The 24,783-nt window shown below is 36.4% G+C and carries 24 protein-coding genes and 1 tRNA gene; 19 read left to right on the top strand and 6 right to left on the bottom strand.

Annotated elements, in window-relative coordinates:
- The first annotated feature begins 307 nt into the window (after window positions 1–307).
- The 6 genes from DN410_RS15595 (at window position 308) to DN410_RS15620 (ending at window position 6,426) form a co-directional block, all read left to right on the top strand.
- Entirely contained in the window at window positions 308–514 is a 207-nt protein-coding gene (locus DN410_RS15595) for a DUF188 domain-containing protein (protein WP_255446744.1), read from the top strand.
- A 195-nt stretch (window positions 515–709) separates the two neighbouring features.
- The gene (gene dnaG, locus DN410_RS15600) at window positions 710–2,506 is read left to right on the top strand and encodes a DNA primase (RefSeq protein ID WP_149177178.1); all 1,797 of its coding nucleotides are present in this window, start codon (window positions 710–712) and stop codon (window positions 2,504–2,506) included.
- A 59-nt stretch (window positions 2,507–2,565) separates the two neighbouring features.
- Entirely contained in the window at window positions 2,566–3,693 is a 1,128-nt protein-coding gene (rpoD, locus tag DN410_RS15605) for an RNA polymerase sigma factor RpoD (protein ID WP_000764060.1), read from the top strand.
- A 385-nt stretch (window positions 3,694–4,078) separates the two neighbouring features.
- On the top strand, window positions 4,079–4,435 hold the full coding sequence (gene cccA, locus DN410_RS15610) for a cytochrome c550 (RefSeq protein ID WP_097843969.1): 357 nt from the start codon (window positions 4,079–4,081) through the stop codon (window positions 4,433–4,435).
- Between the two features lie 165 nt (window positions 4,436–4,600).
- Complete coding sequence (locus DN410_RS15615; RefSeq protein WP_149177179.1) at window positions 4,601–5,308, top strand: tRNA (adenine(22)-N(1))-methyltransferase; 708 nt, start codon at window positions 4,601–4,603, stop codon at window positions 5,306–5,308.
- Complete coding sequence (locus DN410_RS15620) at window positions 5,305–6,426, top strand: Nif3-like dinuclear metal center hexameric protein (RefSeq protein ID WP_149177180.1); 1,122 nt, start codon at window positions 5,305–5,307, stop codon at window positions 6,424–6,426. The genes DN410_RS15615 and DN410_RS15620 overlap by 4 nt, the downstream gene beginning before the upstream one ends.
- 39 nt (window positions 6,427–6,465) lie before the next feature.
- Here DN410_RS15620 and DN410_RS15625 read toward each other — a convergent pair whose 3' ends face one another.
- Entirely contained in the window at window positions 6,466–7,416 is a 951-nt protein-coding gene (locus tag DN410_RS15625) for a 4-hydroxy-3-methylbut-2-enyl diphosphate reductase (protein WP_149177181.1), read from the bottom strand.
- A gap of 89 nt (window positions 7,417–7,505) precedes the next feature.
- Window positions 7,506–8,258 (bottom strand): VrrA/YqfQ family protein, encoded by a 753-nt coding sequence (vrrA, locus tag DN410_RS15630; RefSeq protein ID WP_149177182.1) that lies wholly within the window; start codon window positions 8,256–8,258, stop codon window positions 7,506–7,508.
- Between the two features lie 178 nt (window positions 8,259–8,436).
- Here vrrA and DN410_RS15635 point away from each other — a divergent pair, with 178 nt between their 5' ends.
- Window positions 8,437–9,747: a DEAD/DEAH box helicase gene (locus DN410_RS15635; protein WP_149177183.1), complete on the top strand. Its 1,311-nt coding sequence runs from the start codon at window positions 8,437–8,439 to the stop codon at window positions 9,745–9,747.
- Window positions 9,748–9,881: 134 nt separating this feature from the next.
- Window positions 9,882–10,778 (top strand): deoxyribonuclease IV, encoded by an 897-nt coding sequence (locus DN410_RS15640; protein WP_000912452.1) that lies wholly within the window; start codon window positions 9,882–9,884, stop codon window positions 10,776–10,778.
- 24 nt (window positions 10,779–10,802) lie between these two features.
- Here DN410_RS15640 and DN410_RS15645 read toward each other — a convergent pair whose 3' ends face one another.
- A complete protein-coding gene (locus DN410_RS15645) occupies window positions 10,803–11,057 on the bottom strand; it encodes a DUF2624 domain-containing protein (RefSeq protein ID WP_001048965.1) in 255 nt (84 codons plus the stop codon).
- A gap of 149 nt (window positions 11,058–11,206) precedes the next feature.
- Between DN410_RS15645 and DN410_RS15650 the strand changes: the two genes are divergently transcribed.
- The 4 genes from DN410_RS15650 (at window position 11,207) to DN410_RS15665 (ending at window position 14,357) form a co-directional block, all read left to right on the top strand.
- Window positions 11,207–12,085, top strand: a complete 879-nt coding sequence (locus tag DN410_RS15650; RefSeq protein ID WP_000435965.1) for a YitT family protein — start codon at window positions 11,207–11,209, stop codon at window positions 12,083–12,085.
- 241 nt (window positions 12,086–12,326) lie between these two features.
- A complete protein-coding gene (locus DN410_RS15655; protein WP_149177184.1) occupies window positions 12,327–13,097 on the top strand; it encodes a metal ABC transporter ATP-binding protein in 771 nt (256 codons plus the stop codon).
- Window positions 13,097–13,930, top strand: a complete 834-nt coding sequence (locus tag DN410_RS15660) for a metal ABC transporter permease (RefSeq protein WP_149177185.1) — start codon at window positions 13,097–13,099, stop codon at window positions 13,928–13,930. Before DN410_RS15655 ends, DN410_RS15660 begins: the two co-directional genes overlap by 1 nt.
- Before the next feature lie 13 nt (window positions 13,931–13,943).
- On the top strand, window positions 13,944–14,357 hold the full coding sequence (locus DN410_RS15665) for a Fur family transcriptional regulator (RefSeq protein ID WP_001054515.1): 414 nt from the start codon (window positions 13,944–13,946) through the stop codon (window positions 14,355–14,357).
- 80 nt (window positions 14,358–14,437) lie between these two features.
- On the opposite strand, the gene ispG is transcribed toward DN410_RS15665, so the two are convergent.
- The 3 genes from ispG to yqgB form a co-directional block, all read right to left on the bottom strand.
- Window positions 14,438–15,547 (bottom strand): flavodoxin-dependent (E)-4-hydroxy-3-methylbut-2-enyl-diphosphate synthase, encoded by a 1,110-nt coding sequence (gene ispG, locus DN410_RS15670; RefSeq protein ID WP_179958626.1) that lies wholly within the window; start codon window positions 15,545–15,547, stop codon window positions 14,438–14,440.
- Between the two features lie 164 nt (window positions 15,548–15,711).
- Window positions 15,712–16,077: a hypothetical protein gene (locus tag DN410_RS15675; protein WP_149177187.1), complete on the bottom strand. Its 366-nt coding sequence runs from the start codon at window positions 16,075–16,077 to the stop codon at window positions 15,712–15,714.
- A 64-nt stretch (window positions 16,078–16,141) separates the two neighbouring features.
- On the bottom strand, window positions 16,142–16,900 hold the full coding sequence (gene yqgB, locus DN410_RS15680) for a protein YqgB (protein ID WP_000021890.1): 759 nt from the start codon (window positions 16,898–16,900) through the stop codon (window positions 16,142–16,144).
- Window positions 16,901–17,137: 237 nt separating this feature from the next.
- On the opposite strand from yqgB, the gene DN410_RS15685 reads away from it, so the two are divergent.
- From DN410_RS15685 to pstA, 7 genes are all read left to right on the top strand, one after another.
- A tRNA-Ile gene (locus DN410_RS15685) sits at window positions 17,138–17,211 on the top strand.
- A 224-nt stretch (window positions 17,212–17,435) separates the two neighbouring features.
- Window positions 17,436–18,047, top strand: coding sequence for a superoxide dismutase [Mn] (sodA, locus tag DN410_RS15690; protein WP_071712990.1), 612 nt, complete (start codon window positions 17,436–17,438; stop codon window positions 18,045–18,047).
- A 118-nt stretch (window positions 18,048–18,165) separates the two neighbouring features.
- Entirely contained in the window at window positions 18,166–19,443 is a 1,278-nt protein-coding gene (locus DN410_RS15695; protein ID WP_149177188.1) for an MFS transporter, read from the top strand.
- A 109-nt stretch (window positions 19,444–19,552) separates the two neighbouring features.
- Window positions 19,553–21,679: a peptidoglycan D,D-transpeptidase FtsI family protein gene (locus DN410_RS15700; RefSeq protein ID WP_149177189.1), complete on the top strand. Its 2,127-nt coding sequence runs from the start codon at window positions 19,553–19,555 to the stop codon at window positions 21,677–21,679.
- Between the two features lie 335 nt (window positions 21,680–22,014).
- Window positions 22,015–22,932, top strand: a complete 918-nt coding sequence (locus DN410_RS15705; protein ID WP_149177190.1) for a PstS family phosphate ABC transporter substrate-binding protein — start codon at window positions 22,015–22,017, stop codon at window positions 22,930–22,932.
- Window positions 22,933–22,959: 27 nt separating this feature from the next.
- Window positions 22,960–23,910 (top strand): phosphate ABC transporter permease subunit PstC, encoded by a 951-nt coding sequence (gene pstC, locus DN410_RS15710; protein ID WP_149177191.1) that lies wholly within the window; start codon window positions 22,960–22,962, stop codon window positions 23,908–23,910.
- A 1-nt stretch (window position 23,911) separates the two neighbouring features.
- Complete coding sequence (gene pstA / locus DN410_RS15715; protein ID WP_149177192.1) at window positions 23,912–24,778, top strand: phosphate ABC transporter permease PstA; 867 nt, start codon at window positions 23,912–23,914, stop codon at window positions 24,776–24,778.
- The last annotated feature ends 5 nt before the right edge of the window (window positions 24,779–24,783 follow it).

The raw sequence follows: 24,783 nt of genomic DNA on the forward strand, positions 1-24,783 counted from the left end.
AAAAATAAAGGGATATGTAGCGTAGTTGAAGAAAATATATTATAATAAAAAATTGTGATAAAAACCTATATTTTACGTTTAGACTTTAATTTTTCAGAATAAACTAGGGATAGGATTTACGAAAAGACATGTAATTACGTTAAATCGACAAAATCTATACAAGAAAACGCACATTATGGAAGGATTCACAGAAGGGATGTAGAATACAGAAATATGCAAAACATCAATTAAGATATTAGTTGATGCAGATGCATGTCCCGTGAAGGCTGAAATTGTGTGAGTTGGAACGAAGTTTTATGTCGAGATTTTGTTTGTCACATCGTATGCTCATCACTCTGGAAAACAGCAAGGCGATTGGATCTATGTAGATTCTGAACAATATAAAGTTGATTTTTATATTGATCAACATGTAAAAGTAACAGATCTCGTGATCACACAGGATATGTGGCTTGCTAGTCTTCTTGTAAAAAAGGTGTATATTATTGTCTCCAAGAGGCACATTTGTAACAGATGAGCAAATGAATACAATTTTATATAGTAAGTATGTATCTGCGCAGTTACGCAGATAAGGGACTGATGTGAAAGGTCCAAAATCGTTTATGAAACATAATCGACAACACTTTCTAACAAATTTAGAAAAAATATTGTCGAATTATAAAGGAATTTTTTAATTTATATCGAATACAAAATACGACACGGAGATGGAGTTATGGGGAACAGAATTCCCGAAGAAGTTGTTGAACAGATTCGGACATCATCCGATATTGTTGAAGTAATTGGTGAATACGTTCAACTTAGAAAGCAGGGGCGTAACTATTTCGGCCTTTGTCCATTTCATGGTGAGAATTCTCCTTCGTTCTCTGTTTCATCTGATAAGCAGATTTTTCATTGCTTCGGGTGTGGAGAAGGTGGAAATGTATTTTCCTTTCTAATGAAAATGGAAGGACTGGCTTTTACTGAAGCTGTTCAAAAGCTTGGTGAAAGAAATGGAATTGCGGTTGCAGAATATACATCAGGGCAAGGACAACAAGAAGACATATCTGATGACACTGTCATCATGCAACAGGCTCATGAACTTTTGAAAAAGTATTATCATCATTTATTAGTAAATACAGAAGAGGGAAATGAAGCACTTTCGTATTTGTTAAGACGTGGTATTACGAAAGAGATGATTGAGAAGTTTGAAATTGGTTATGCGTCACCAGCTTGGGATGCGGCAACGAAAATTTTACAAAAAAGAGGTTTATCGCTATCTAGTATGGAACAAGCGGGTCTTCTCATAAGAAGTGAGAAGGATGGGAGTCATTACGATCGCTTCCGTGGAAGAGTTATGTTTCCAATCTATACGTTACAAGGCAAGGTGATAGCGTTTAGTGGAAGGGCGTTAGGAGATGATACTCCGAAATATTTAAATAGCCCTGAGACACCGATTTTTCACAAAAGTAAATTGTTGTATAACTTCCACCAAGCAAGGCCGTTTATTAGAAAACGTGGGCAAGTAGTTCTTTTTGAAGGGTATGCTGACGTACTAGCTGCGGTAAAAAGTGGTGTGGAAGAAGCTGTTGCGACAATGGGAACAGCTTTAACTGAAGAACAAGCAAAACTTCTGCGACGTAACGTTGAAACTGTTGTTCTTTGCTATGATGGTGATAAAGCAGGACGAGAAGCAACGATGAAAGCAGGGCAATTATTATTGCAAGTTGGTTGCCAAGTGAAAGTTACATCTTTGCCAGATAAGCTCGATCCTGATGAATATGTGCAACAATATGGGACTACAGCTTTTGAAAATCTTGTGAAATCAAGTATAAGTTTTGTTGGTTTTAAAATAAATTATTTGCGTTTAGGGAAAAATTTGCAAGATGAGTCTGGCAAAGAAGAATATGTAAAAAGTGTTTTAAAAGAGTTATCGTTGTTACAGGATGCGATGCAGGCGGAATCTTATTTGAAGTCATTATCGCAAGAATTTTCGTATTCAATGGAAACACTTTTGAATCAATTGCACCAATATCGCAAAGAACAAAAGGTACAGCAAAAACAAGTAAAGCAGGTTTCTAAGCCGTCTCAAATTGTTCAAACAAAACCGAAGTTAACAGGTTTTGAAAGGGCAGAAAGAGAAATTATTTATCATATGTTGCAAAGTGCAGAAGTAGCCGTTCGTATGGAACCTCATATAGAAGATTTTCATACAGAAGAACATAAAGGGATTTTATATGAACTATACGCATATTATGAAAAGGGTAATGAACCTTCAGTCGGAACATTTTTAAGTTGGCTCTCTGATGAAAAGTTGAAAAATATTATTACTGATATTTCGACGGATGAATTTATTAATCCAGAATACACAGAAGAAGTGTTACAAGGCCATTTGGAGACGCTCAGCCGTCATCAGGAAAAACTGGAGAAGATGGAAATCATCTTTAAAGTAAAGCAAATGGAAAAAACAGATCCTGTAGAGGCTGCTAAATATTATGTGGCATATTTACAAAATCAAAAAGCGAGAAAATAGCTTTTTTGATAAAGTTTTAGTATAATGAATGTTTGTATCTCGCGTAAGGAGGGGAACAGATGGCTGACAAACCAGCTCGTTCTAAACAAATTGAAACTGAAATGACCCTTGAGCAAGTGAAAGAACAACTCACTGAGCTCGGAAAAAAACGTGGCGTTCTTACATATGAAGAGATTGCAGAACGCATGAATGGATTTGAAATTGAATCCGATCAAATGGATGAATACTATGAATATTTAGGTGAACAAGGGATTGACTTAGTTGGCGACAATGACAACGACGAAGGTCCTAATAATCGCCAAATAGCAAAATCGGAAGAAGAATTCGACCTAAATGATTTAAGTGTACCACCTGGGGTTAAAATCAACGATCCTGTTCGTATGTACTTAAAAGAAATTGGTCGCGTAGACTTACTATCTGCAGAAGAAGAAATTCGACTTGCAACGCGTATTGAAGAAGGCGATGAAGAAGCGAAACGTCGTCTTGCAGAAGCAAACTTACGTCTTGTAGTAAGTATTGCAAAGCGCTACGTGGGTCGTGGTATGCTTTTCTTAGACTTAATCCAAGAAGGGAATATGGGTCTAATTAAAGCGGTTGAAAAGTTCGACTATCGTAAAGGTTTCAAATTTAGTACGTATGCAACTTGGTGGATTCGCCAAGCGATTACACGTGCGATTGCAGACCAAGCGCGAACAATTCGTATCCCAGTTCATATGGTTGAAACGATTAATAAGTTAATTCGTGTACAACGTCAATTATTACAAGATTTAGGACGCGAACCATCTCCAGAAGAGATTGGTGAAGAAATGGATCTTGCACCAGAAAAAGTACGTGAAATCTTAAAAATTGCACAGGAGCCAGTTTCTCTTGAAACACCAATCGGTGAAGAAGACGACTCCCATTTAGGTGACTTTATTGAAGACCAAGAAGCAACATCGCCTGCGGACCATGCAGCGTATGAATTGCTAAAAGAACAATTAGAAGATGTGTTAGATACACTAACAGATCGTGAAGAAAATGTTCTACGTCTTCGCTTTGGTTTAGATGATGGACGAACTCGTACGCTTGAAGAAGTTGGGAAAGTATTCGGCGTAACGAGAGAACGTATTCGTCAAATCGAAGCAAAAGCGCTTCGTAAATTAAGACATCCGAGCCGTAGTAAACGTCTTAAAGATTTCTTAGAATAGGTTCTTTTTAAGTTTACTTCACTTTTGTGAAGTAAACTTTTTTATTTTGTTAATTTTTGTTAAAATTTAGCTATCGGCAACGATTACAATTTCTTGTAATTTATTTTACAGAATTGTCTTTTGATTTGCAAATGCTCATTTTTCGATTTTTCGATTAATTTTGTTTATTCTATACAAAAATATATGTAGAAAAGTGAAAAATATGATGAGAAACGTTAATAATTATCGAAATAATAAGCGATATGACAATAAAAAACAATAAACTGAATTTATGGAATATTTTTAACAAGTGGTAGTTTACTCTTTTCTGATAGAGCGTTTTCAAGTACAATGGAAATGACTGAATCATCTAACTATTTAGGGGTATAGAGGGGGGAGAAGAGATATGAAACGTAATCCGCTGATTCCGTTCGCTCTTATTGCAGCATTGGGTATTATCGTTATGTTTGTATTTTCATTTCAGGGGCTAAATAAATCTAAAGAGTTAGCTGATGCAAAAAATGGCGGGAAGCCAGCACAAACAGCATCAAAACCAGAGGATATTGTGAAGCAAAGCTGTACGAGCTGTCATGGTGATCAGTTACAAGGGGCAGTAGGACCTAATTTACAAAAAGTTGGTGGAAAGCTTTCGAAAGAAGAGATTCAAGAAGTTATTTCGAAAGGAAAAGGAAATATGCCGCCAAATATAGTTCCAGCTGATCAAGCTGCTAAAGTAGCTGATTGGTTATCGAAGAAAAAATAAAGTTCCGTATGACAAGCCTTTTGCTTATGCAAAGGGCTTGTTTTTCTATATTTTCTAAAATACGATGAATGATAGAGAAGTGAATTGTTGTTATGGGCTTGCAACAACTACTATAAATTCATTATCATGGAGACAGACTGACAAGAGAAGGAGTAATGGAAATACATGAATGAAGTAAAGCTTTCAAAACGATTAGAAGAAGTTGTACGTGAAATACCAGTAGGATCTACAGTTGCTGATATTGGATCGGATCATGCGTATTTACCGTGTTATACAATTATAAATAATATTGCTACAAAAGCAGTTGCTGGAGAGGTTGTAGATGGACCATTTCGCTCTGCGCAAGCAACTGTAGCTGAAAGTGGCTTACAAGATAAAGTAGATGTACGTAAAGGGAATGGATTGGCAGTAATCACGCCAGGAGAAGTAGATGTAATTACGGTTGCCGGAATGGGCGGAGCGTTAATTCGTGACATTTTAGAAAGTGGTAAAGAAAAATTAGAAGGTGTAACGCGTTTAATTTTACAGCCGAATATTGCCGCACATCACATTCGTGAATGGTTTATTGAGAATGGTTGGGAGCTTATCCATGAAAAAATCGTAAAAGAAGATGGGAAAATTTACGAGATTTTAGTAGGGGAGCGAGGAAATGTTTCAGCGCCTTACTCTGAAAATAAACAAGCTGAATTGTTTATGGGACCATTTTTAATAACAGAAAAAAGTGAAGCTTTCGTTGAAAAATGGGAAGGAGAATTAAAAAACTTCCAAAATATTTTAAAACAGTTAGAACGTGCGGCTGATTCTGAAGAAACAAAAGCGAAGCGTGCGGAAGTAGAAGCGAAAATGAAAATGATAGGAGAGGTTTTATCATGAGTAAAATTCCAAATGGCCATGAAATTATTTCCTTATTTGAAAGCATGTATCCGAAGCATTTGGCGATGGAAGGAGATAAGATTGGCCTGCAGATTGGAGCGCTTAATAAACCTGTACAGCACGTATTAATTGCGTTAGATGTAACGGAAGAAGTTGTGGATGAAGCAATTCAATTAGGAGCGAATGTCATTATTGCTCATCACCCTTTAATTTTTAACCCGTTAAAAGCGATTCATACAGATAAGGCGTATGGGAAAATTATTGAAAAGTGTATTAAAAATGATATTGCAATCTATGCAGCGCACACAAATGTGGATGTTGCTAAAGGCGGGGTAAATGATTTACTTGCTGAGGCGTTAGGATTGCAAAATACAGAAGTTTTGGCACCGACATACGCAGAAGAAATGAAAAAAATTGTAGTGTTTGTACCTGAAACCCATGTAGAAGAAGTACGAAAAGCATTAGGAGACGCAGGTGCTGGTCATATCGGCAATTACAGCCACTGTACGTTTAGTAGCGAGGGTACAGGCACGTTTGTACCTCAAGAGGGGACAAATCCTTATATCGGGGAAACTGGGCAGTTAGAACGCGTAGAAGAAATGCGAATCGAAACGATCATTCCAGCTTCACTACAGCGAAAAGTGATTAAAGCAATATTAATGGCACATCCATATGAAGAAGTAGCATATGATGTGTATCCACTTGATAATAAAGGCGAAACATTAGGACTTGGAAAAATAGGATATTTACAAGAAGAAATGACACTTGGACAGTTTGCAGAGCATGTAAAGCAATCATTAGATGTAAAGGGTGCGCGCGTTGTTGGGAAATTAGATGATAAAGTGCGCAAAGTAGCTGTACTTGGTGGCGATGGTAACAAATACATCAATCAAGCTAAATTTAAAGGAGCGGATGTATATGTAACAGGGGACATGTATTATCATGTTGCTCATGATGCGATGATGCTCGGTTTAAATATAGTTGATCCAGGACATAACGTTGAAAAAGTAATGAAGCAAGGTGTACAAAAGCAATTACAAGAAAAAGTAGATGTAAAGAAACTTAATGTACACATTCATGCTTCGCAGTTACATACAGATCCATTTACATTTGTATAAAAAAATAAAAACCGTTGCTCATATAGGCAACGGTTTTTATTATTGTTCTTTTTTCACTTTCACGCGAGGTAATATTTTTTGTAACGGTACTTTTCGAACTCTCTCCCATGTTGCGGGATTCATTGGGTCATATTGCTCTAAGAAAGCGATAACCTCTTTTGTAATTGGTGTTGGAGTAGAAGCACCTGCTGTAACAGCTACGTTTTCTACACCTTGTAGCCACTCTAATTGAATCTCACTTACATCTGCCACACGATAAGCCTTTGTACCAGCGATTTCTTGTGATACTTGTGCTAAGCGATTTGAATTGTTACTTTTTGGGTCACCAACAACAATTGTTAAGTCTGCAACATCTGCTTGTTTAGCGACAGCTTCTTGGCGAACTTGAGTTGCTAAGCAAATTTCTTTATGGAATTCTGCTGTTGGGAATTTTTTCTGAATGTCCTCCATTAAATGTTGAACATCCCACTGGCTCATCGTTGTTTGATTCGTAACTAAAATTTTATCAGTTGGAATTTCTAACGTTTTTAAATCATCAGCTCTTTCGATAAGATGAACGATATCAGGTGCAATACCAACCGCGCCTTCTGGTTCGGGATGGTTCTTTTTGCCGATATAAATGACATGGTATCCTTCAGCTTTCTTTGCTTCAATAAGATCATGTGTTTTTGTAACGTCTGGACAAGTTGCATCGATTGTTGTTAAACCTTTTTCTTTTGCACGTTGCTTCACTTCTGGAGAAACACCATGTGCAGTGAAAATAACAGTACCAGAATCAATTTTATCTAAAATTTCTAATCGACTTGGACCATCTAATGTAATAATGCCATCTTCTTCGAACGCATCTGTTACATGTTTGTTGTGAACAATCATACCTAAAATATAAATAGGTCTCGGTAATGATGTATCTAATGCGGCGTTACGTGCAATAACCATCGCGTCAACAACACCGTAGCAATAACCACGAGGGGAAATTTTAACAATTTTCATGTGAGTAATCCTCTCCTTCTAAACAAGGGATACTTTTGTGCATAGTCTTTTACATTATAAAGGAGGAGTGGATAGAAAACAAAGGATTGTTACACATATAGTTTTGGTTTTGTTGCTATTTTTTGAACAGGCTCCTCTCGTACTTCTTTTTCTATGACTGGCTCAATCACCATTTTTTTTCTTTTTCTTTTTTTTTGTGGAGGAGGTGGAGTTGCTACCTCAACCTTTTCTGTTAGGTCTTCAGTTTGATCTTCGGTTGGATCTTCTTCCGTACTTTTTCCAGAGGTGAGGATTTTAACAATGCTTGGTAGGTTACGCATAATGGGACCGTACTGTTCGACGACAGGGCTTACAGATTGAACGACTTGTGATACTTTTTCGATATTATTTATCATATTAGTTGGATTCGAAATTAAATTCGAAAAAAAACTACCGATGCCGCTACTTGACGCAGCTGTAGTTGCTGCACCGCCGCGCGTTTCATTTGATTCATACATTTGAGGGGGAATCATTTGCTCGGGATGATGCTGCATGTATGGTTGATATTGCTGTGAGTATTGCTGCGGGTATTGCTGCGGGTATTGTTGTTGGTATTGCTGTTGATATTGCTGTCGATATTGAGGTGGTGGTTGTTGGTGCATCATTGGCGGCGGTCCTTCCATTTGTCGATAAGGCGGAACCATTTGCATGAAAGGTTCGGTTGGATCGTGTTTTTTAAAGAGTTTAGCAAGAAACCCTTTCTTTTTTTGTGCCATCGGTGGTAGTTGTGGAATTGGATATGGTGTATAAGGTTGCTGCCCTGGATTCGGATACATTTGCCTCATGGGGGATTTTGGAAACATGTGAGAAATCCTCCTTTCTTCAGTTAGGTATACACATACAATATGCAATAAGAGGAAAGAAGGTTAGTTTTTGAAGGAAAAACCTAAACTAAAGATGGATTTTACTTGTAGATTTCGATATAATGTAGACTTGACTGATTTGTGCGCGCAGTAGAAATTTAGAAAGAAGGTGTAACTTATGACACAACAAACTTTTACACAGTATGATTTTAAACCATTTTTAATAGATGCAGTTCGTGAACTACGCTTTACAGAGCCGACAGGAATTCAACAGAAAATTTTCCCGGTCGTGAAAAAAGGTGTAAGTGTAATTGGACAATCCCAAACAGGTTCTGGGAAAACACATGCATACTTACTTCCTACATTGAATAGAATTAACCCGAATCGTGAAGAAGTACAACTTGTTATTACAGCGCCTACTCGTGAGTTAGCACAACAAATTTACGAAGAAATCGTGAAATTAACAAAGTTCTGTGCGGAAGATCAAATGATTACAGCACGTTGTTTAATTGGTGGAACTGATAAACAACGATCAATTGAAAAGTTGAAAAAACAACCTCATATTGTAGTTGGAACACCAGGACGTATTAAAGATTTAGTAGAAGAACAAGCACTATTTGTTCATAAAGCAAATACGATTATTGTCGATGAAGCAGACTTAATGCTTGATATGGGATTCATCCACGATGTAGACAAAATTGCAGCACGCATGCCTAAAAACTTGCAAATGCTAGTTTTCTCTGCAACAATTCCTCAAAAACTAAAACCGTTTCTGAAGAAATACATGGAGAATCCAGAGCATATTCATATCAATCCAAAACAAGTCGCGGCTGGAAATATTGAACATTATTTAGTACCTTCTAAACATCGTAACAAAATCGATTTAGTGAACAGAATGTTGCTACAATTTAAGCCGTATTTAGCAGTTGTTTTTACGAATACGAAGAAGATGGCAGATCAGGTTGCTGACGGATTAATGGAACGTGGCTTAAAAGTTGGACGAATTCACGGAGATTTATCACCGCGTGATCGTAAAAAAATGATGAAACAAATTCGTGACCTTGAATTCCAATATATTGTTGCAACTGATTTAGCAGCACGTGGTATTGATATTGAAGGAATTAGCCATGTTATTAACTATGAGCTTCCATCAGATTTAGATTTCTTCGTTCACCGCGTTGGAAGAACAGCACGTGCAGGTCATTCAGGTATTGCAGTGACGATTTATGATCCAGCAAACGAAGAAGCATTAGATAGCTTAGAAAAACAACGTCATATCGAGTTCAAACATGTAGATTTACGTGGAGATGAGTGGGCAGATTTAGGTGAACGTCGTCGTCGTAAGAGTCGTAAAAAACCAAATGATGAAATGGACGTTATGGCAACAAAAGTTGTTAAAAAGCCGAAAAAAGTAAAACCGAACTATAAACGTAAACTTGCAACAGAACGTGACAAAGTGAAGAGAAAATATAGCAATAAAAAAAGATAAGGGACTTCCCTTATCTTTTTTTATCCCGCTATTTGCAGGGATAATAATCAGTGGGGAATGGAAAAAACAATTCACTACATATTTCTACAAATTATGCTATCATTATATCTATTGTATATTGAAGAGGTGATTGTATGTTAAAGATTGGATCTCATGTTTCCATGAGTGGTAAGAAAATGTTATTAGCAGCAAGTGAAGAGGCTGTTTCATACGGTGCAACGACGTTTATGATTTATACAGGTGCACCGCAAAATACAAGAAGAAAACCAATTGAAGAATTGAACATAGAAGCAGGAAGAAAACATATGGAACTAAACGGTATTGAAGAAATTATCGTACATGCGCCATATATTATTAATGTTGGGAATACGACGAAGCCAGAAACCTTCCAATTAGGTGTAGACTTCCTTCGCATGGAAATTGAAAGAACATCAGCGTTAGGTGTGGCGAAACAAATCGTCCTTCACCCAGGTGCGCACGTTGGTGCAGGAGCGGATGCTGGTATTCAACAAATTATTAAAGGGCTGAATGAAGTATTAACGCCAGACCAGACGGTTAACATTGCATTAGAAACGATGGCAGGAAAAGGAACAGAATGCGGCCGTAGCTTTGAAGAAATTGCAAAAATTATTGATGGTGTAAAATATAATGAAAAGCTATCTGTATGCTTTGATACGTGCCATACGCACGATGCAGGATATGATATTGTAAATGACTTTGACGGTGTATTAAACGAATTTGATAAGATTGTTGGCATTGATCGTTTACAAGTACTTCATATTAATGATAGTAAAAATGTACGCGGCGCAGGAAAGGACCGTCATGAAAATATTGGATTCGGTCATATCGGTTATAAAGCGTTGCATCATATTGTACATCATCCGCAGTTAATGAACGTGCCGAAAATTCTTGAAACACCTTATGTAGGTGAAGATAAAAAAGATAAGAAGCCACCATATAAATTTGAAATCGAAATGCTGAAAAATGGTACGTTTGATGAGGGAATTCTTGAAAAAATTAAAGCACAATAATAAGGAGGGGGACTTTTCCCCTCCTTATTTTAGTAGTTGTTGAAATAAAGTATTTACTTGTTGGGCAGTAGCAGGGGAGGTTACTTTTGCTATTTGCTTTAAGAGCTCTAGTCGTTCGTCATTATCGTAAATGTTAATATTCTTTCCTTTCATAAGTAAAACAATTTGATCGGCTTGGGCAGTCGTAATAGAAACTTCATATTCTTTACTATATTTCAATAACTCTTTTGTAGAAATATGATTTAATTTTTTATTTACAAGTTGTTTAATGAGGTTCATTGAGTTATCCTCCTTCACACGTTCTTCTATCGAAATATATGAGTACGTAGCTTGTACATATTCGTATAGAGTTTCTTTTTTTATGAGAAAAAGAAGCGTATGTTATAATATAAGGACAAAACTATAGAAAAAGAGTATAGGGAGGACTTATGGAGCAAAAGCAACATCGAAAAGAAAGTGTTATCCATCTTATTTATCGTTTAGTTATGATTGTTTTTGGGGCAGCATGTGCGGCGGTAGCAATTGAACTATTTTTAATGCCAAATAAAATTATTGATGGTGGAATTATTGGTATTTCTCTTATTTTAGATTATCTTACTCCTAATATTTGGTGGTTAAGTTTCTCAACTTTGGTTGTTGTTCTCAATATTCCGTTTATGTATTCAGGTTATAAGCAAATCGGAAAAACATTCATGTTATCTTCGGCATTTGGTATTGTAGCTTTAGCATTTATTGAATCAACGTTACATGCTGTGCCGCCGTTTACAACAGAGCCCATTTTAGCGACAGTGTTTGGTGGTCTTATTTTAGGACTTGGTGTAGGGCTTGTTATTCGCCATGGTGGATCAATGGACGGAACAGAAATTATGGGTATTTTATTAACGAAGAAATTGCCTTTTTCAGTTGGCGAATTTGTAATGTTTGTGAACTTATTCATTTTTGCATGGGCAGCATTTGTATTTGGTGTTGAACAAGCTATGTATTCTGTTATGACGTACTACATCGCATTCAAAACAATTGATACAGTCATTCAAGGTTTAGATGAAACGAAAGCCGTTTTAATTGTATCAGATCAATATGAGGAAGTATCAAATGCGATTTTGCATCGTCTTGGTCGTGGAACTACAAAGCTTGTAGCGAAAGGCGGTTACACGGATAAAGAAAAAGAAGTGATCTATGCAGTTGTAACGCGTCTGGAAGTGACAAAGTTAAAATCAATTGTGTATGAAATTGATGCGAATGCGTTTGTCACGATTATGAGTACACAAGAGACAAATGGTGGTAAGTTTAAATCGGCAATTCACTAAAAAATTTATTCAGTAAAAGCCATCACCAATCGGTAGGTGATGGCCTTATCTAATTAAAGTTTCACTTTATAGGAATATTTATCGAAAGCAGAGAATTTTTCTCTGCTTTTTGTTATAATAGTAAGGTTTCTTGAAATAAAAGATATATTTTAGGCAGATTGGTTTACAACTATAATAAGCTGTACTATAATTCAAATAGATATAAATCGGAATCATTCTGAATTAAAATAGGTGAGATGCTATGAATAATATATTGGAAATAGAAGGATTAACGTTTCGATACGAAGATCGCAACGTGTTAGAAGATATTAATTTGCAAGTTCCGAAGGGGGCTTTTTTAGGTTTAGTTGGGCCGAATGGTTCAGGGAAATCGACTTTACTTAAATGTTTATTGGGTGTTTTAAAGCCAAAACAAGGAAGTATTCGATTGTTTGGTATTGATAGTAAGAAGTTTAAAGAATGGAATAAAGTTGGTTATGTATCGCAAAAGGCAAATAGTTTTAACTCAGGTTTCCCAGCAACAGTTTTTGAGGTCGTGTCAATGGGACTTGTTTCGAAAAAAGGTCTTTTTCGCTTTCTTACGAAAGATGATAAGAAAAAAGTAGAAAAAGCAATTGCTGATGTAGGTATGAGTGAATTTCAAGGACGCAATATTGGAGAACTTTCTGGTGGACAACAACAACGTGTATTTATTGCTCGCGCACTTGTAAGTGATCCACAATTGCTTATTTTGGACGAGCCTACTGTTGGGATCGATGTGAAAAATGTAGAAAGCTTTTACGAGATATTAGAGGATTTAAACAAAAGGTTGGGCATTACGTTAGTTCTTGTTACGCACGATATGGGAGCAGTTACCGAGAAGGTAACACATGTTGCATGCTTAAACCAACATCTACATTTCCATGGTAATGTAGAGAAATTCCGAGAGTTAGAAGATGCAGAAATGTCCGTTTTATATGGGCATCATGTTCACCGTTTAGAACACGAACATGAGCATCACGGGAGGATATAATGATACAAGATTTTTTACAATATGACTTTTTACGTCACTCTTTATATGCAGGGATTTTAATAGGACTTGTCGCACCCCTTATCGGTGTGTTTGTTGTAATTCGCCGTATGTCGCTTATTGCAGATGCATTGAGTCATGTGACGTTATCAGGTATTGCGGCAAGTTTATTACTCGAAAAAACAATTTTTACAGGTGGATTTTTAAATCCTCTATATATGGGGATGATTTTCTCGATAGGTGGAGCGTTACTAATTGAGAAGTTACGAACTGTATATAAGCATTATCAAGAATTAGCGATTCCAATTATTCTTTCAGCGGGAATGGGAATCGGTGTTATTTTCATTTCGCTTGCCAATGGATTTAACACAGATTTATTTAGTTATTTATTCGGTAGTGTAAGTGCTGTTACAAGTACGGATTTAATTATTATCGGTATTGTAGCAATTGTTGTTATTGCAACGATTATTTTATTATATAAAGAGTTGTTTTTACTATCATTTGATGAAGAATATGCTGTATCAACTGGTTTGAGTGCAAAGTGGATTCACTTTATTTTTATTATTTTAGTTGCGCTTGTTATCGCGGTCTCAATGCGTGTTGTAGGTGTTCTTCTCGTATCATCTTTAATGACATTACCAGTTGCAGCAAGTATTCGTATTGCGAAAGGATTTAAACAAACCATTTTCTTTTCCATTTTATTTGGTGAAATTGCAGTAATTGGTGGAATGTTTGCTTCGTATCAACTGGATCTAGCACCAGGTGGTACAATTGTTATGATAGCGGTTCTTATTTTAATCGGTGCAATTTTATGGAAGAAGAAAAAAACTGCATAAAGTAGGGATAGGTATGAATCTAACAGAAGCTTTACGCCTAATGAAGGAAAAAGGATACAAACATACGGGGAAAAGGGAAGAGATGCTGAGATTATTCGCAGCTCATAATCGTTATTTAACTGCGAAAGATGTTTTAGAGCATATGAAGGATGATTATCCTGGACTCAGCTTTGATACGATTTATCGTAACTTAACGGTTTTTGCTGAAATTGGTGTTTTAGAGCAAACGGAATTAAATGGTGAAAAACATTTTCGTTTTACATGTTCAATTATGGAACATCATCATCATTTTATTTGTTTAGATTGTGGAGGGACGAAAGAGATTACTTCCTGCCCAATGGATTTTATGAATAAAGATTTTAACGGTTATGAAGTAACGGGTCATAAGTTTGAAATATACGGCCGTTGTCCAAAGTGTGCAAAATAAAAGCTCGTCGGTTATAGAACTGACGAGCTTTTTTGCATAGAAAAGAAGGTTGCTCACAAATGCTGTGGGCAACCTTCTTTTTATTGTTCTTGTGTTTCTTTTTCTTTTTCTTTTTCTCGTTCAGCAGCCATTTCAGCAGCGATTACATCGATTTCTTTTTTCAGTTCTTCTACCATTGTTTCCTCTGGTACTTTACGAACGACTTGCCCTTTACGGAATAATAATCCTTCTCCGCGTGCACCCGCAATACCGATATCAGCTTCACGAGCTTCACCAGGGCCGTTTACAGCGCAACCAAGTACTGCAACTTTAATTGGTACTTGAAGTGTAGAAATATATTCTTCTACTTCATTAGCAATGCTAATTAAATCAATTTCAATACGACCACAAGTTGGACAAGAAATCAGTGTTGCTGCATTAGATGCAAGACCGAATGACTTTAATAGTTCACGCGCAACCTTTACTTCTTCAACTGGATCAGCACTTAATGAAATACGTAGTGTATTTCCGATGCCTTTGCTTAAGATTGCACCAAGACCAGCGGCACTCTTTACAGTTCCAGCAAATAATGTACCGGATTCTGTAATACCTAAATGTAATGGATAATCAAAAGCACGAGAAGCTTTCTCGTATGCTTCGATTGCTAAGTTAACATCAGAGGCTTTCATTGATACGATAATATCATGGAAATCTAGGTCCTCTAAAATTTTAATATGGTGTAGTGCGCTCTCAACCATACCGTCAGCAGTTGGATATCCATACTTCTCTAAAATATGGCGTTCTAATGAACCGGCGTTTACACCGATACGGATTGGAATACCGCGCTCTTTTGCCGCATTTACAACAGCTTCTACTTTATGGCGACGGCCAATGTTACCTGGATTGATACGTACTTTATCAATGCCACCTTCAATTGCTTTTAAAGCAAGGCGATAATCAAAATGAATATCAGCAACAAGTGGAATGTTGATTTGTTTTTTAATATCAGCAATAGCATTTGCTGCGCGTTCATCTGGAACGGCAACACGAACAACTTGACAGCCAGCTTCTTCTAAACGTTTAATTTCAGCAACTGTTGCTTCAACATCATGTGTTTTTGTTGTTGTCATACTTTGTATAATTAATTCATTATTACCGCCAATTGTTAAATTACCGACTTTAACTGGACGTGTTTTTGTACGATGAGTCATTTCATTCACGAATAGATCGCTCTCCTTATAAAAGAAGTTTCTTATTTAGTCCCTCATATCAATGATAGTATACGTGATACAGGGCTATAGAAACCGAAGTGCTCGGTTTCACTTTTACTATTGTATCAGCGCCTTTATGTAATTGACAAGGATTAAGTGATAGCTTATTGATATAACGGGAATTTATAAGACTTTCCAATTTGTATTTTTGTAGCAGTGGTACTTTTATTTAATTGTTTAAAATCATCAATCACTTTTTCAATAGAAGGAATTTTTTTCTTATTAATTTGTTCTGTAATCGAGAGGACTGTTTCACCAGTTTTTACTTCGATTGTTTTATAAGCTACATCAGTTTCTTTTTCTGCTTTGGTATCTTTATCCTGTTTTGTATCTGTGTCTTCTTTTTTTATCGTTTGAGCAGCGGTTGTTTTTTTATATGAACTTAACATCGGTAAAGTGCCGATTTTTATGTCGTAATAAAATATATAGCCGAGAACAAGCACGAATAAGAATATACCTAATCTTTTCATATTCTTCACTCCTTTGCTAGGAATATATGCTTGTCCAAAAAAAAAATGCCTATTTAGGCATTTTTTATTTTTCTTTCGGTTTGGGCACTTCTTTAATCGTTAAGTATAGAACGATTAAAACAACTGCGATATAAATGAACGTTGCCCCAGGTACGACGATTTTGAATAAATCCATAATCATGAAGAAAATGGTTGGGATTGTGTAGCTGTATGCAGTTAGTGTCCAAACTTGTTTATAGGATAGTTTACGTTGACCGCTCATAGCAGAACCGATGAACGCAAGTAAAGTCACGCCTACGAAAGTGATGAATAATTGGAATAGGTACACTAAGAATCCAATAACAAATAATAAAATTGGATAAATATTATCGAATAAAGAAATAAATTCTTGTAGATCTTTTTTCTCAAGAGATGCACCTAACAAATCGTTATAAGAATACGTTTGTGTTTGACCATTTCCCGTAGAGACTACTTTATCTTTTAAAACAAATAAACCTGTTTTATTTTGATATTTTTCTAGGTCTGTTGAATTTGGATCAAATACGAAAAGTGCATTTCCTTCTTCTTTTTCAATAGGTTGATCAATATCGGCTTTTAGTTCGCCATTTTCAATTTTAAAATCAGGTAAATCTTTATCGATGACTTGATTTACCATGCCTACACCATCTTGGATAAAACTACCGTACAAAAAAGTTCTTGGAATAGTAGTAATTAAGCAAAGTAGCATAATATACAAAATGGTTTTACCGATTTTTTGAAAACGGAATAGCGCCATATCTTTAGGCGAGTATACACTTTTTGCAAATTGGGTAAATATGGACATAGATTCACTTCCTTTATGTATGTATAAAATCATTGTAACGTACGAATCTAGGGAATCTCAAGTTATATTATATATAGCCGAGAGAACTGAATTTCTCTTTTATTAATTTTCTACTTTTAAAAGGGAAAAATACAATTGACACTTTTCTTTTGTATATGGTAAATTTATCTTACATTTCTTAAAGAATATATCCGATAGGAATTCAGTTATTTGATATATTGTTACATACATAATCGTGGACCCTTAGCTCAGCTGGTTAGAGCAGACGGCTCATAACCGTCCGGTCGTAGGTTCGAGTCCTACAGGGTCCATATCCATTTCATAAGTTTATTACGTTAGCAGGAAGCTTCCTTGTAGAAGGAAGCTTTTTTTTACGGAATATATGAGCATTTTAATTGAAAAGAAGTGGGAATTTTGCTACTTTAATGGTAGCAAGACAATGTGATTTATTTGTTTGCACCCTATGGCAATTAGGGTAGAATGAAGTTGTATGTCGCAAATTAGTGGCAATACATAAACTGGGAGGAATATAACAATGGCAAAACACGAATTACCAAATTTACCTTATGCGTATGATGCATTAGAGCCTCACTTTGACAAAGAAACAATGAACATCCATCATACAAAACATCACAACACGTATATTACAAACTTAAACGCTGCTTTAGAAGGTCATGCAGAATTAGCTGACAAAAGCGTTGAAGAATTAGTTGCAAACTTAAATGAAGTACCAGAAGCAATCCGTACAGCAGTACGTAACAATGGTGGCGGACATGCGAACCATACATTCTTCTGGACAATCCTATCTCCAAACGGTGGCGGACAACCAGTAGGCGAACTTGCAACTGCAATTGAAGCGAAATTTGGTAGCTTCGATGCGTTCAAAGAAGAATTCGCAAAAGCTGGCGCAACTCGCTTCGGTTCTGGTTGGGCTTGGTTAGTAGTAAATAACGGTGAGATTGAAGTAACAAGCACTCCAAACCAAGATTCTCCTCTAACTGAAGGTAAAACTCCAGTTATCGGTTTAGATGTTTGGGAGCATGCTTACTACTTACATTACCAAAACCGTCGCCCAGACTACATCGGTGCATTCTGGAACGTTGTAGATTGGAACGCTGCTGAAAAACGTTACCAAGAAGCAAAATAATTGTAACAATTATAGAAAAAAGCTAGGAGAATGCTCCTAGCTTTTTTTCTGTGCTTTCCTTTTACATAATTGGGCTTTTCTTTGGAAGACTAGAACATGAAGTAAAGGAGAGTTGTGTATGAAGTGGAAACATATAATTGGTGACGTTGAAGTGAATCGGGATTTAGTGTTATTGCTCCTTATTGGAGGCTTATACACGCTCGCAATTTCTTTGTCGAATACATTTGTTAACATTTATTTATGGAAACAAACACAAAATTATGTGAATCTTGGCTTGTATAACTTGGCCAGCGTTGTATTACAGCCTCTCACATTTCTTGTAGGTGGGAAATTTGCGAAACGTATTGATCGCTCAATCTTGTTACGAATAGGTGTGGGAACGTTAGCTGTATTTTTTATCGTTGTTTTAGTAGCAGGAAAAAGCGCTTCTCACTATATTTTATTAATGGGAGCTCTCTTAGGAGTCGGATATGGTTTTTACTGGTTAGCGTTTAACTTATTGACATTTGAGATTACAGAACCAGAAACAAGAGATTTCTTTAACGGGTTTCTCGGGCTCCTTGCATCCTTCTCTGGAATGATTGGACCAATAGCAGCAGGATATACAATTTCACGTATGGAAAAATGGAGTGGTTATACTGTCATATTCTTTCTTTCATTAGTGTTATTTGCAATTGCAGTCGTTTTAAGCTTTTTTTTATCTAAGAGGGAATGTGAAGGACGTTATGAAGTCGTGCAAGTATTGAAAGAGCGACGGATTGATAAAAATTGGGGGAGAATTACACGGGCTCATTTTTTTCAGGGGTTGAGAGAAGGGACGTTTATTTTTGTCATTTCCGTATATGTTTATTTAGCAACTGATAGTGAGCTCGCATTAGGGAAATACAGCTTAGTAAATTCTACAGTATCATTTATATGTTACTACTTAGTTGCTCGTATGTTAAAGAAAGAGTGGCGAAAAAAAGCAATTTTACTTGGAGGCATTATTTTATATGCTGTCGTATTTTTAGTTATATTCAATGTTACATATACAAAATTACTTATTTATGCGGCATGTATCGCGGTTGCATACCCTATTTTACTCGTTCCGTACGGATCAATGACATATGATGTAATTGGTAGAGCGAAAAATGCGAGAGAGTGGCGTGTAGAATATGTAGTTGTCCGAGAACTATGGTTAAATGCCGGTAGAATTTGTTCTATTTTAAGCTTTTTGTGTGCGGTTCTATTTTTTTCACCTGAAAAAAGCTTGCCTTTCTTATTATGCATTTTAGGTGCTGGACATTTTCTTATATATTTTGCAGTTAAAAATGTCAAATATGAAGAGGGAAATGCGGGGAAAACAAGTGTTGTAGCGCAAGGGAACGCGCAAAATCAAACAGAACCAGAAGGTTAACTTCTCGTTTATTTTATGCTAGAATAGAAAAAGATGTAAGACAGCAGTGAGGACACCTGTATGAAGGTGTCCCTTTCACATTACATAGCTGTTGGTAGAGGGGGTTTGTATGAGTAAGAAGCAGAAGCAACAAAAGAAAAAGACCCACGTTCCATTTCGGTTAAACGTGCTGTTTTTTTGCGTGTTTTTAATGTTTTCCGCGGTTATTGTAAGGCTTGGGTATGTACAAATTGTTCGCGGTGAGGAATATAAGAATGAGGTGGAGAAGAAAGAGAACTCTACAGTAAGTAATCCAGTACCGCGTGGGAAAATATTTGACCGTTATGGGCGACCTGTAGTAGATAATGCAGCCGTTCGTACAATTACATTTACAAAGATGAAGGGATCAACTGCAGAAGATCGCTTGAAAACAGCGGAGAAATTAGCAGAGTTGATTGAAGTACCGACAGATAAATTAACAGATCGTGATAAAAAAGATTATTGGCTTGCTATACACAAAGAGGAAGCGAAAGAAAAAATTACGAATAAAGATCGTCAAGAATTGAAAGATAACAAAATTGATGATAAACAATTAGATGAGCGTCAACGAAGTCGTGTGACAGAAGAAGAAGTGAATCAATTATCCGCAAAAGATCTAGAAATATTAGCGATTAAAAGCAAGATGGACGGCGGATATGCAATGACACCTCAGGTTATTAAAAAAGATGCTACAGAAGAAGAATATGCGATTATTAGTGAAAATCTAGCAACATTACCAGGTGTAGATACGAATGTTGATTGGGAACGAAAATATGCGTATGATGGTGATTTGTTCCGAAGTGTACTTGGGGGCGTAACAACTTCTGACGAAGGTTTACCGAAAGAGCGATTAGATTACTACCTTGTTCGTGATTATAACCGAAATGATAGAGTAGGAAAAAGTTATCTTGAACAGCAGTATGAAGATAGTCTGCACGGTACGAAATCAGAAGTGAAAAATATTACAGATAAAAACGGTAATATTTTAGAAACGATTAATGTATCACAAGGACAACGAGGCAATGATCTGAATTTAACAATTGACATGGAATTACAAAAACGTGTAGAAGAAATTATCACTAAAAATTTATTGAAATATAAAGGCGGACAACCTCTTTTAGATCGTGCATTCGTTGTAATGATGAATCCGAAAAATGGTGAAGTTTTATCTATGGCTGGGAAACAGTTAGTGAATGAAAATGGTGAAACGAAAGTACAAGATTTCGCATTAGGAACGATGACAAGCTCTTATCCGATGGGATCGACAGTAAAAGGTGCGACAGTACTTACAGGATATCAAACAGGCGCGATTCAACCGGGATCAGTTCAACTCGATGAACCGATCGTATTAAAAGGAACGCCGAAAAAATCTTCTTGGAAGACGATGGGATATATTAATGATTTGACAGCATTAAAAATGTCTTCTAACGTATATATGTTTAAAACAGCGATGAATATTGCAGGTGTTCCATATGTAAGAGGTGGTACGTTAGATATACCACAAAAAGCATATGATACGATGCGTTATTATTTTGGACAGTTTGGACTTGGCGTGAAAACAGGTATTGATTTACCGAATGAATCTGCTGGACAAAAAGGTAGAACAGACAATATTCCAGGTTTCTTATTAGATTTATCAATTGGACAGTATGATACGTATACACCGCTTCAATTAGCGCAGTATGTTTCAACAATTGCAAATGGTGGTTACCGTATGCAGCCGCAAGTTGTGAAGGAAATTCGTCAACCATCGGCGAAACCAGAAGAAGTTGGAAAAGTTGTTCAATCTATGGAACCGAAAGTATTAAATCGTGTTGATATGCCTGAATCACAAATTAAACGTGTGCAAGATGGATTTAAGCAAGTGTTTAACAGCCCGGGTGGTACGGCGTTAAGTTACTTCTCGACTGCAAAATATACAGCTGCTGGTAAAACAGGTACAGCTCAAACAGTGTATGGCGGAGATAAAGAGATTGGTAGAAATGCAAAAGGTGAGCGCAAAGAGACATATAACTTAACATTAGTAGGCTATGCGCCAGCTGATGATCCAGAAGTAGCGTTCTCTGTAGTTGTACCTTGGGTAGATGATAAATCAGGTATTAACGGTTATATTAGCCGTGATATTATGGACGCTTACTTTGAGTTGAAGAAGCAAGAAAATGGCGAAGCTCCAAAAGATGAAAAAGATAATAAAAATAAAGAGCAAGATGCTGAATAAAATAGTTGTAAAAAAGCACACTATCTGAAAAGATAGTGTGCTTTTTTTTATAGTTTATGCATATCGTGTAATAAATGTGGACAAGTATAAACGATTAAAAAAAGTACGCAATCTCACAAATGATACTTGTATATTGTGTGATGGGAGGATAACGATTTTACGGGCTAATAATTAGTGTGGATGAACAGTTTGCTATGGATTAAAATTTCACCTTATGTTGGTTCTTGTGGAACTTTACAAAACTTTTACAAACAATTAAAACCGAATTAATAGTTTAGCAGTATTCTTATATCTGTAATCCTGTTATTTCCGGTTACTTCTAGGAGGAAGAACACGTGAAATGGATGAGTACGTCGATTAAAGTTTTCATATTACCGATATGTTTCCTTTGTTTTAGCATGACTACTGCATTTGCTGTGAGTGAAATGGGAGAAGTGAGAGTTGATGGATCCTCAACAGTTTTTCCTATTATAGAAGCAGTAGCGGAGGAGTACACAAAGGTGCATCCAAACGTGAAAATTTCGATCAGTGTATCTGGAACAGGAGGAGGATTTAATCGTTTCAGTAAAGGAGAAGTAGATATAAATAATGCTTCAAGAGTAATGAAACAAGTGGAAGAAAATGAAATGAAGAAAAACTCCGTTCAGTTTACACCGTTTGAAGTCGCTTACGACGGTCTTACGATCGTTGTAAATCGTCAAAATCATTGGGTAGATGATATGTCGGTAGACGAGTTACGTCTACTGTGGAGTGAAGATGGAAGAGAGAAGCGATGGTCACAAATTCATTCATCATGGCCACGTGAACAGGTGAAGTTTTATGCGCCAGGTGTAGATTCTGGTACTTATGATTATTTTCAAAATGTCATCTTACAAAAAAGTCGCATTGTAAAAAAAGTCTCTTTGTCTGAAGATGATCAAGTTATTATGCAAGGAGTAATGAATGATAAAAATGCCATTGCTTTTGTAGGATATGCTTATTATATGGCCAATCGAGATAAGGTGAAAGCGATAAGGGTAAATGGTGTATTTCCGACGAAAGAGACCATTCAATCAGGTAAGTATAAGCCTTTATCTAGATCGCTATTTACTTATGTGAATGATGCATCAATCCGAAATAAAATGAATGTAGCAAGTTATGTTGAGTTTATGATTCAGCATGTTGGTAACCTCGCTGAAGAGGTAGGATATGTAAAATTACCAAAAGAAAAATATAATGAACAGCTGCGAATGTTAACAGAAATAAAAAGGTAATGTCAGGGTGGAAAGGGGTTTTCATCTTTGGCTCATAATGACAAAAGTCAAATTACATTTTCTGTACAACATTTGATTGAAAGAAATACAAAACAAAGAAAAAAAACGCAGCGAATCAATCGAATGGTTCCGTTATTACTAAAAATAATTGCTAGCGTGTCTATTGTGACGACACTTGGAATTATTTTTACGCTCGCCAATGAAACAATGATGTTTTTTCAAAACATACCATTACACTCCTTTTTGACGGAGAAAGAATGGTTACCTTTTTTTGAAGATCCTAAATTCGGTATATTACCACTTATATGTGGAACGGTCCTTGTAACAGTAATCGCTATGTTCGTAGCAATTCCTATTGGTTTAGCTTGTGCCGTATTTTTAAGCGAATATGCTTCAAATGGTGCACGGAAAATATTAAAGCCAATGTTAGAACTATTAGCAGGCATTCCGACAATTGTATATGGCTTTTTTGCATTAACAATTATCACGCCGCTTTTACAACGGATTATACCAGATTTACAATTTTTTAATGCGATTAGTCCAGGGATTGTGATTGGATTTATGCTGATACCTACAATTGCATCTCTGTCTGAAGACGCGATGAGGGCTGTAGCGAAAGGGACAAAAGAAGCTTCGTTAGCACTCGGAGCAACTCGCTTTGAGATGGTAAAACAAGTAGTGTTTCCTTCGGCTTTTACAGGGATTATAGCGGCGATTATATTAGCAGCTTCCAGGGCAATTGGTGAAACGATGATCGTTGTAATTGCAGCCGGATCCACACCGAATATATCGCTCGATCCGACACACTCTATTCAAACGTTAACAGCCTATATTGTGCAAGTGAGTTTAGGTGATGCTCCGCATGGAACGATTACTTATTACAGTATGTACGCTGTAGGCGCAACGTTGTTCTTGTTTACTTTTATAATGAACATCATTTCGCAGTCTATTATGCGCCACTTTAGGAGGGTGACATAATATGCGAATGTTGAATCATAAAAAAATACAAGAAAATATGGCATCACGTTTTTTAAAAGACCGAATTTACAAATTGTCATTTTATATAGCAATTTGGTTTTCAATAGTAATCCTGTTTATTTTGCTTTTTCAAATCTTTGAAAAAGGTATAAGTTATCTTTCAATAGATTTTTTTACAAACTTCGCTTCACGTAATCCGAAAGAAGCTGGGATTGCTGCAGCTTTGTCAGGAACAATATTATTTATGAGTATTGTTATACCAGTCTCCTTTATATTCGGAGTCGGGACTGCTCTTTATTTAGAGCAATATGCGAAGGAATCTATATTTAAAAAGGTAATAGAAATTAATAATCAAACGTTAGCAGGAGTACCTTCCGTTGTATTTGGATTACTCGGCTTAACTATTTTTGTATATGCTCTTCATCTAGGTGAGAGTATCATTGCGGCGGCACTGACGATGAGTTTACTCGTCTTGCCGACAGTTGTTGTAGCGAGTCAAGAAGCGATACGATCTGTACCAAGTTCATTATTAGAAGCTTCTTACGGATTAGGTGCTACGAAGTGGCAAACGATGCATCGGGTTGTATTGCCGTATGCTTTTCCAGGGATTATAACGGGTTGTACGTTAGCCATATCAAGAGCAATTGGTGAAGCGGCACCGCTGTTAGTTATCGGAGCACTTGCATTTGCAAACTATGTTCCATTTAGTATGTTTGACCGGTTTACAGTTTTACCAATTCAAATTTTTAATTGGATGAGTAGACCACAAGAAGAATTTCAGTACGTAGCAGCAGCTGGGATGATTGTTTTATTAGGTTTGTTGCTCTTTATCAATATATTTGTCTTATGGTTACGAAATAGAAAATAAGTTGG

This window comes from Bacillus sp. SH5-2 (genome assembly GCF_008368905.1).
Classification (GTDB): domain Bacteria; phylum Bacillota; class Bacilli; order Bacillales; family Bacillaceae_G; genus Bacillus_A; species Bacillus_A luti.